Below are 7,824 nucleotides of genomic sequence, written 5' to 3' on the forward strand. Positions count from 1 at the left end.
ATAGCGTTTGCTTTGCCAAGTGGAATGGAACGACAGGGCAAGTGCCAAAAACATCATGGCCGCGGTCAGCAGATAGCCTGAGGAAAGGGAGAGTAAAACCCAGCCGCCGCACAACAGCAAAATGGCAATAATGACGCGGCGGCGTGCCAGTGAAAAGCCGCACAGAATCAATCCAAATGCGGCAAAGGCGGCCGATATGGGATTGAGGAAGTGGGCGATGGGCAGCAAACCGATACTGCCGATAAGGATTAAGACAACGCTGCGGCCGTGGTGTCTGCCAAGAAAGTTGAAACCGGCAAAACCGCAGGCGGTCAGTCCGACGGCGGTGAATACCACGCCGGCAAAACGCGCGGCATCATAGGCATCGGCCGCCCAAGGCGAAAACAGGGTTTGGAATGCGGTTGCCGCCCACAAAAAAGCCGGGGAGATGGTGAAGTCGGGTTGGCCGAAGATTTGTGCAACCAGCAGGCTGCCGCCGTTTTTCATGGATTCGGAGGCGGTAAAGAGGGAGGGTTCGGCAGGGTTCCACAAGTCATGCGAGAACACGCCCGGCCACAGCCAGGCAAAGGCCATCAGCAGCAGAAGCCACGGTTTTTCATGGGTTTTTTGGGGGCGGCGCGGATCGGGCGGTGTGTAAGTCAGCATGGAAGGTCAAAAAACGGTTGGTTTGAATGGCAATGGTACAGGGTTTGACGGGTTTGCGCGATATGCCGGACTGGAGGGCTTTGTAAAATAATGCTTACGGCTCGTTTTTATCGGGTGTTTGAAGGATGTTTATCCGATATGGCGAGGCCGTCTGAAAGAAAGGTTTCAGACGGCCTGAATGCAAAAAAGACTGCAGGAAGCAGTCTTTTTGACAAAGCGGCAATTAGCGTTTGAACAGGTTGCCGAATTTGTTGTTGAATTTGTCCACGCGACCGGTAGTGTCGACGATTTTTTGAGTACCGGTGTAGAAAGGGTGGCACAGAGAGCAAACCTCAACGTTGAAGCTGTCTTTTTCCATTGCGGATTTGGTTACGAATTTGTTGCCGCAAGAGCAGGTAACGTTGATTTCGTGGTAGTTCGGGTGAATACCTTGTTTCATTTGATTTCCTTTCGATTAAGCGGGCACAGGGGTTTTGCCTGTACTTCAGTTAAGCGTGGGATTTTCGCTATTTTTGGCTGTTTCGTCAAGCGGATATTTTGCATAGCGGGCAGTTTCGCAACAGGCGAGAACAGTTTAGAATAGAGTTTCAAACCAAATACTGTGTAATCGGGCTGTAATTCAACTGAAAAGAGGATGTAAAACCTCTTCTAGATGTGAAACTTTAAGAAAAATAATAGTCTGATTAATATTTACGCTTTTACGAACAGGAGACGGAATCCATGCAAAAAAGGATATTGACGCGTATTTTGCGTGTCTGGGGAGGAATGTTGCCTCCGTCTTATTGCAAACCCTTCGGCCGGATTGCGCAAAAATTCCGCGCCGCTTTGGCTGCGTGCATTTCCCCAAACATCGGCAAAAACGTCAATATCGAAAAAGGCGGATATGTTTTTCCGGATACGGTAATCGGCGACAATTCGGGTATCGGCGTCAATTGCGAAATCTGCCACGGCCTGACCCTCGGCAAGAACGTGATGATGGGGCCGGAATGCCTGTTTTATTCGACCAACCACAAATTCAACCCTGAAACCCGCCGCTTTGAAGGCTATACGGACATTCGCCCGATTGTGATTGAAGATGATGTTTGGATCGGCCGGCGTGCGATTATCATGGGCGGCGTTACCATCGGCAAGGGCGCGGTAATCGGCGCAGGTTCGGTGGTTACCAAAGATGTGCCGCCTTATTGCGTGGCTGCGGGCAATCCTGCGGTTGTGAAGAAAAAGCTGTTGGATGAGCAAGAGCTTGCAGCAGAATAGCGTGAATGAAACCATAAACAAAAGGCCGTCTGAAAGATTTCAGACGGCCTTTTTTCAATAGTGCTTAAGCGGCAATTTTTTCGCATTCTTTAATGCAAGCCAAGCAAGATTCGTAGCAGGCTTTGCACTCGGCGTGGTGGCCGGCGTGTTCTTTGCAGGCGGCGGAACATTGTTTGCAGGCTTCGATGCACACTTTTGCCAAAGACGGGGTTAGGCGTGAATTTTGGGCGGCGAGGTTTTGCAAGGTGCCGCACAGTGCCAGCATTTGATTGACGCCGGCTGCGCAGTCTTTCATGGAGGTATCGCCTTCGCTCAACAGGGCGATGCAGTGCGCCAGACAGATTTGGCCAGCTTCAACGCAATGTGCGGCCGCTTTGCGCGCAGCTTCGTAGGCACGCGGTGCAGAATGCGCGTGACCAGCATGGTGTGCATGGCCTGCATGGTCGTGAGCACGGGCAAAAGAAGCGGCGGCGGTGAGGGAGACGGCAGCAGCGCTGCCGATAAATTGACGACGGTTCATAAGATAGAGTCCTTTTTGCTTTGTAGAAATATCGGACGAATTATTTCATCCATTATTAAAAGGTTATCATGTTATTTGTTTTTAAACAACAGGCCGTCTGAAGGTATCGATAATACGTTCAGACGGCCTGTTGTTAGGTATGATATTTGTTTAAATCAATCACAAATCGGATAGCTGAAATACGGCCAAGTGACTTTTTGCCGAGAAAATAGTCGGTTTATTCCGCCAACAATTCTTCCGGTTTGACTTTCTCGCCATACACGGGCAAGAGGGTTTTTTCATAGGCGGCTTTCAGACGGCCGTCTTTTTTCATGGCGGCAATTTCGCCGTTGACCCAGTTCAGGAGGTCGGTGTTGCCTTTTTGAACAGCTGGGGCGATGAATTCGGCAGGGCCGAGGTTGCCGATGGCGACTTCAAAATTCGGGTTTTCTTTTGCCCATGCCCACAGCAGGGCGTTGTCATGGGCGAGTGCTACGCCACGACCGTCTTTCAGTGCGTCGAAGGTTTCGGTATTTTGGTCAAATTTCAGCAGTTTGACTTCAGGATGGCTTTTGGTGAAGAAGGCGTCGGCGGTGGTGCCTTTGTTGACCAGCAGGGTTTGGTCTTTCAATTGCGCAACGTCGGTAATCGGTTTGTCTTTTGGGGAAACCACGCCCAAGGCCACTTTCATGTAAGGATCGGCGAAATCGACGGCTTCGGCGCGTTCGGGTGTTTTGGTGAAGTTGGCGAGGATGAGGTCGACTTTGCCGGAACGGACGTATTCGACACGGTTTGCGGCCTCGGTCAGGACGAATTCGACTTTGTCGGGGCTGCCGAGCAGGTCTTTGGCCAGGTCTTTGGCGATTTCAACGTCAAAGCCTTGGTTTTTGCCGTTGGCGTCAACATAGCCGAACGGAGGCTTGTCGCCGAATACGCCGATACGGATGACGCCTTTTTCTTTGATGGAGGCAACGGTTGCCGCGCCGCTGCTTTGTGAAGATTGGGCATCGCCGGAGCCGCCTCCGCAAGCAGTCAGGCCGACGGCGATGGCGGCAGAGGCGAGGAGGGCTTTGAATTTGGCATTCAATTGCATGAGTGTTTCCTTTTCAAATGTTTGGTTGAAAGTGGGGGCCGTCTGAAAAAGGGTTCGGACGGCCTGAAAATAAAATCAGTAGTTCATGCCTGCCAAGAATTGGCGGGCGCGTTCGCTTTTGGGGGCGGAGAAGAAGGTTTCGGGGTCGGTCGATTCGACGATGCCGCCTTTGTCCATGAAGACGATGCGGTCGGCAACTTTACGGGCAAACCCCATTTCATGGGTTACGATGAGCATGCTCATGCCTTCGCGGGCGAGTTCTAAAACCACTTCCAAGACCTCGCGCACCATTTCGGGGTCGAGTGCGGCGGTGATTTCGTCCAGCAGGATGACTTCCGGATTCAGGCACAGGGCGCGGACAATGGCGATGCGTTGTTTCTGGCCGCCGGAGAGTTCGCGCGGATAGGCGTTTTTGCGGTCGAGCAGGCCGACGCGTTCCAACAGTTTGTCGGCTTGTGCCTCTGCTTCGGCACGGTTGCGGTTTTGTACTTTCACCGGGCCTAAGAGGATGTTTTCGATGACGGTCATGTGGGCAAACAGTTCATAGCTTTGAAAAACCATGCCGACTTTTTGCCGGGCGGTTTGCCAGGAAACGTCTTTGCCGAATTCGCCGACCCCGTCCATCACGATGCTGCCGCCTTGGTGCGGCTCCAAACCGTTGACGCAGCGCAGGAGGGTGGATTTGCCGCAGCCGGACGGACCCAGCAGTACGATGACTTCGCCTTTTTCCAAGTCCAAGTCTAAGGATTGAATGGCGGTTACGTTGCCGTATTGTTTGTGCAGGTTGCGGATGCTCAGTAAAGCCATGTCAGTGTTCCCATTTTTGTTCAAGTTTTGCCGCCAGCAGCGACAGCGGCCAGCAACAGAAGAAATACAGCATAAAAATCAGGCCGTAAACCCAAAATGAAGCATTGGGTTGCGTCAGCAGCGAGTTTTCGATGATTTGCTGGCCGACTTTGACGACTTCGATGACGCCGATAAGGGAGGCGAGCGAGCTGGTTTTGATCATGCGCGTAAACAGATTGACGGCGCCGGGCAATACGCGGCGGATGCTTTGCGGCAGCTCGATGTAGCGGAATACCTGCCCGCGGCTCAAGCCGAGTGCCAGGCCTGATTCGACCTGGTGTTTTTCAATCGATTCCAATGCGCCGCGGACCAAATCGCCCATTTCGGCGATGCCCCACATGGTAAATACCCAGACACAAACCCAAAATCCGTCGATGTGGATGCCTGTCCAGACAGATAGGCCGAAATACAGGCCGAACAGCCACACCAAAATCGGCACGATTCGGATGGTTTCGAGATAAAACCGTCCGATAAAGCGGATGAGCCGGTTGCGCGAACGTAAAACCAAGCCGAACAGCGTACCCAATACGCAGGAGGCGGCAACGGAGGCCAGGGAAATCTGCGCCGTCAACAACAGGCCTTCGCCCAAGCGTGCCGCGTTTTGTCCTTCAAACAGCCAGTCAAACACCATATTTTGCACTCCGTACGCGGTTTTCTGCCCAGCGCGCCAGAAGCGAAACGGGCAGAAGGATGATCAGGTAGCTGGCAAACAGCAGGAACAAGGCTTCGTTGGTTTTGTAGTCCATGCCGATGATGTCTTTGGTAACGAACAGCAATTCCGCAATGCCGACCGCGCTGACGATAGATGTTTCTTTCATCAAAAACAATACGTTTGCGCCGATGGCGGGAACGGCGACCGCCCATGCCTGAGGCAATTCGACATAGCGGAACACTTGAAAGCGGCTCAAACCGATGGCCTTGCCCGCTTCGATCTGCCCTTTGGGGACGGCCAGAATACCGGCACGAATGGCTTCCGCCATGTAGCTTGCGCCCAAGAAAACCAGTGCGATCACGCCGCAGGTGAAACCGTCCCATTTAATACCCATTTTCGGCAGGCCGTAATACAGGAAAAACAATTGGATCAGCAGGGGCGTATTGCGCGACAGCTCGATATAGGCGCGTGCCAATGCGTAGAAGGGGCGGATGCGGTATGCCGTAACCACGGCAACGGGCAGGCCGAACAGCAACGACAAAACGACACCATATACCGACAATTCCAGTGTCAGCTTTGCCGCATCGACGAATTTGGGGATGGCATCGATCAGATAAGACCAGTTCATCAGAGTCAGACAATCAGCATGATAAAGGCAGTATTTTAACGGGTTTGTAAGGGAGTGTTAAATAATGGATAGGAATATCGATTGTGGATAAAACACAAAAAATGGAATAAGGCAAAGGCCGTCTGAAACGTTTCAGACGGCCTTGAAATGCCAAGGTTTCCGCGTCAGGCGGCAGCCGCTTTCCGTTCATGAATCAGTAAATTCAACAGGGCGGCCGCGCCTGCCAAGACTGCGTCGGCGTACCACATCCAGCCGTAATCGTTGAAGCGCGTGATGACGATGCCGCCGATGTACGAACCCAAAAAGCCGCCGATTTGGTGGCTCAACATGGTCAACCCGAAGAGGGTGGACAAGTAGCGCGTGCCGAAAAGTTTGCCGGTAATGGCGGCGGTGGGGGCGACGGTTGCCAGCCAAGTGAAACCGAGTCCGGCGGCGAAAAGATAGAAGTTCAAATCGGTTTTAGGTGCGGCCAGATAAATCAATATCATGGCGACACGCGAAGCATATAAACCGAAGAGGACGTATTTGCCCAAAAATCTGCCGGTACACCAGCCTGAAAAAATACAGCCGGCAATGTTTGCCAAACCAATAATGGCAATGGAGGTCGAAGCGACCGTAGCAGGGAGGCCGCAAAGTGAAATTTCGGTCGGCAGGTGGGTAACCAAAAAGGCGATGTGGAAACCGCAGGTAAAGAAACCCAAATGCAGCAAGATATAGCTGCGGTTGGCGAAAGCCTTGCAGACGGCCTGCTTCAGGGTTTGGCCGCCGTCATCGGTATGGACGGTATGAGCAGCATGTTTGCCGCCGGCCAACCACCAAGAAATCGGCAAAATCAAGATGGCAATGACTGCCCAGACATAAAATGTCCCCGTCCAGCCGACGTGGGGCAGGGCAATCAAACCTTGAACCAGCGGCGCGAACAAAAATTGCCCTGCGGACCCGCCTGCATTGACCAGGCCGGAAGCCAAGCCACGCCGATGAGGCGGCGTTTTGGCGGCGACCTGTCCCATAATGATGGAAAATCCGCCCGAACCCGTACCGAATGCCAACAATAAACCGATACCCAGCATCAGCCCCCAATAAGTTGGCATTTGCGGCACCATCAGACAGGCGGCAATCAACAGAACTGTACCGCCGGCTAAAACCTTAAACGCGCCGAAACGGTCGGCCAACGCGCCCGACAAGGGTTGCGATATGCCCCACATCAATTGGAAAACGGCAATAATCAGGCTGAACTGGGTCATGCTCAACTCGGTCGAGTTGACGACGGGCAGGACAAAAAGCCCTAAAGTCATCCTCATGCCGATGGTAATCAGCAGGATGGAGGCGGCAGCGGCAATCAGCAGCCATAAATTGGGTAATTTGGCAGAAGAATCGGTCATGATGTTTGAGTGTGTAAGGGGCGGGGAATAAAAGCTATTCCTGCCACTATATTATTTATTTGATTTCTCGGCGGGCCGATATATAAACGCGCGATTCTAGCATTGGGCAAGAAACGGCATAAATAACCGTTGGTTCTTTGGATATGGTAAAAAGTGATATGGCTTGAGGATGAGTAGAGAATGAAGCGGCCAAATATTCTTCGTTTGGCTCTGACGGAGCAAGCAAATTGCCGTTGAATTTTCGTTTGAGAAGAAAGGCCATCTGAAAAGTTTCAGACGGCCTTTGTTTGACTGACTTACATCAGATGATTTCCAGAATGAAATACTGACGCAGTTTTTCGTACACATTATTTTGTACGTTGATACAACCATTGGTTATGATGCGGTCGGCCACATTGGGAGAAGCGATGCGTTCCATGCGCCTTTCCTGCGGCTTGAGCGTCCATACCCGGTGTAACGCAAACAGAAAGTCATTTTCTTCTTTGAAGCCGATAACCTCGCCACCGTAACCCGGTTTGCTGGTCATCATCGGTGTCATATTGAATTTGCCTTTCGGCGTGGTCTTGCCGATTAATACCGGATGGCACTGACCGTCATCGGCAAAGCAAAGCTCCGCCTTGGCTGTATTGACCACGACTTTTTTGCGTTGGATATAGTCACTGACAGCATCGGCAGCGGCCAAAGAGTTCAAGCCTGCTGCCAAGGCTATACCCAATAGGATCCGTTTCAAATTTGTCCTTATTGACGGATGCGTTTAGGAGCTTCTTTAATGATCTCGCGGATGATCACTTGAGGCTCTTGTTTAGGTGTAGGTGCTGGAGGAGG

The 7,824-nt window shown here is 52.1% G+C and carries 10 protein-coding genes; 1 reads left to right on the forward strand and 9 read right to left on the reverse strand.

The window, feature by feature from the left end:
- Window positions 1–645, reverse strand: a 645-nt coding sequence (locus ACTHUT_RS11225) for an ArnT family glycosyltransferase (RefSeq protein WP_440418806.1), incomplete at its 3' end; no start/stop codon positions are given.
- Window positions 646–868: 223 nt separating this feature from the next.
- Window positions 869–1,084, reverse strand: coding sequence for a 50S ribosomal protein L31 (rpmE, locus tag ACTHUT_RS11230; protein ID WP_003681847.1), 216 nt, complete (start codon window positions 1,082–1,084; stop codon window positions 869–871).
- A 281-nt stretch (window positions 1,085–1,365) separates the two neighbouring features.
- Between rpmE and ACTHUT_RS11235 the strand changes: the two genes are divergently transcribed.
- On the forward strand, window positions 1,366–1,899 hold the full coding sequence (locus ACTHUT_RS11235; RefSeq protein WP_036492142.1) for an acyltransferase: 534 nt from the start codon (window positions 1,366–1,368) through the stop codon (window positions 1,897–1,899).
- A gap of 64 nt (window positions 1,900–1,963) precedes the next feature.
- Here the strand turns inward: ACTHUT_RS11235 and ACTHUT_RS11240 are convergent, their stop codons facing one another.
- From ACTHUT_RS11240 to ACTHUT_RS11270, 7 genes are all read right to left on the reverse strand, one after another.
- Window positions 1,964–2,419: a four-helix bundle copper-binding protein gene (locus ACTHUT_RS11240; RefSeq protein WP_070823129.1), complete on the reverse strand. Its 456-nt coding sequence runs from the start codon at window positions 2,417–2,419 to the stop codon at window positions 1,964–1,966.
- Window positions 2,420–2,636: 217 nt separating this feature from the next.
- Complete coding sequence (locus tag ACTHUT_RS11245) at window positions 2,637–3,491, reverse strand: amino acid ABC transporter substrate-binding protein (protein ID WP_070606254.1); 855 nt, start codon at window positions 3,489–3,491, stop codon at window positions 2,637–2,639.
- Between the two features lie 75 nt (window positions 3,492–3,566).
- Window positions 3,567–4,298, reverse strand: coding sequence for an amino acid ABC transporter ATP-binding protein (locus ACTHUT_RS11250; RefSeq protein ID WP_440385954.1), 732 nt, complete (start codon window positions 4,296–4,298; stop codon window positions 3,567–3,569).
- A 1-nt stretch (window position 4,299) separates the two neighbouring features.
- Window positions 4,300–4,968 carry an amino acid ABC transporter permease gene (locus tag ACTHUT_RS11255; protein ID WP_049344971.1) on the reverse strand — a complete coding sequence of 223 codons (669 nt, stop codon included), beginning with the start codon at window positions 4,966–4,968 and terminating at the stop codon, window positions 4,300–4,302.
- Window positions 4,958–5,617 carry an amino acid ABC transporter permease gene (locus ACTHUT_RS11260; protein WP_003748035.1) on the reverse strand — a complete coding sequence of 220 codons (660 nt, stop codon included), beginning with the start codon at window positions 5,615–5,617 and terminating at the stop codon, window positions 4,958–4,960. Before ACTHUT_RS11260 ends, ACTHUT_RS11255 begins: the two co-directional genes overlap by 11 nt.
- A 164-nt stretch (window positions 5,618–5,781) precedes the next feature.
- Entirely contained in the window at window positions 5,782–6,999 is a 1,218-nt protein-coding gene (locus ACTHUT_RS11265; protein ID WP_440385955.1) for an MFS transporter, read from the reverse strand.
- Between the two features lie 301 nt (window positions 7,000–7,300).
- Window positions 7,301–7,729, reverse strand: coding sequence for a hypothetical protein (locus ACTHUT_RS11270; protein ID WP_036492127.1), 429 nt, complete (start codon window positions 7,727–7,729; stop codon window positions 7,301–7,303).
- Window positions 7,730–7,824: the final 95 nt, after the last annotated feature.

This window comes from Neisseria sp. P0022.S010 (assembly GCF_051956635.1).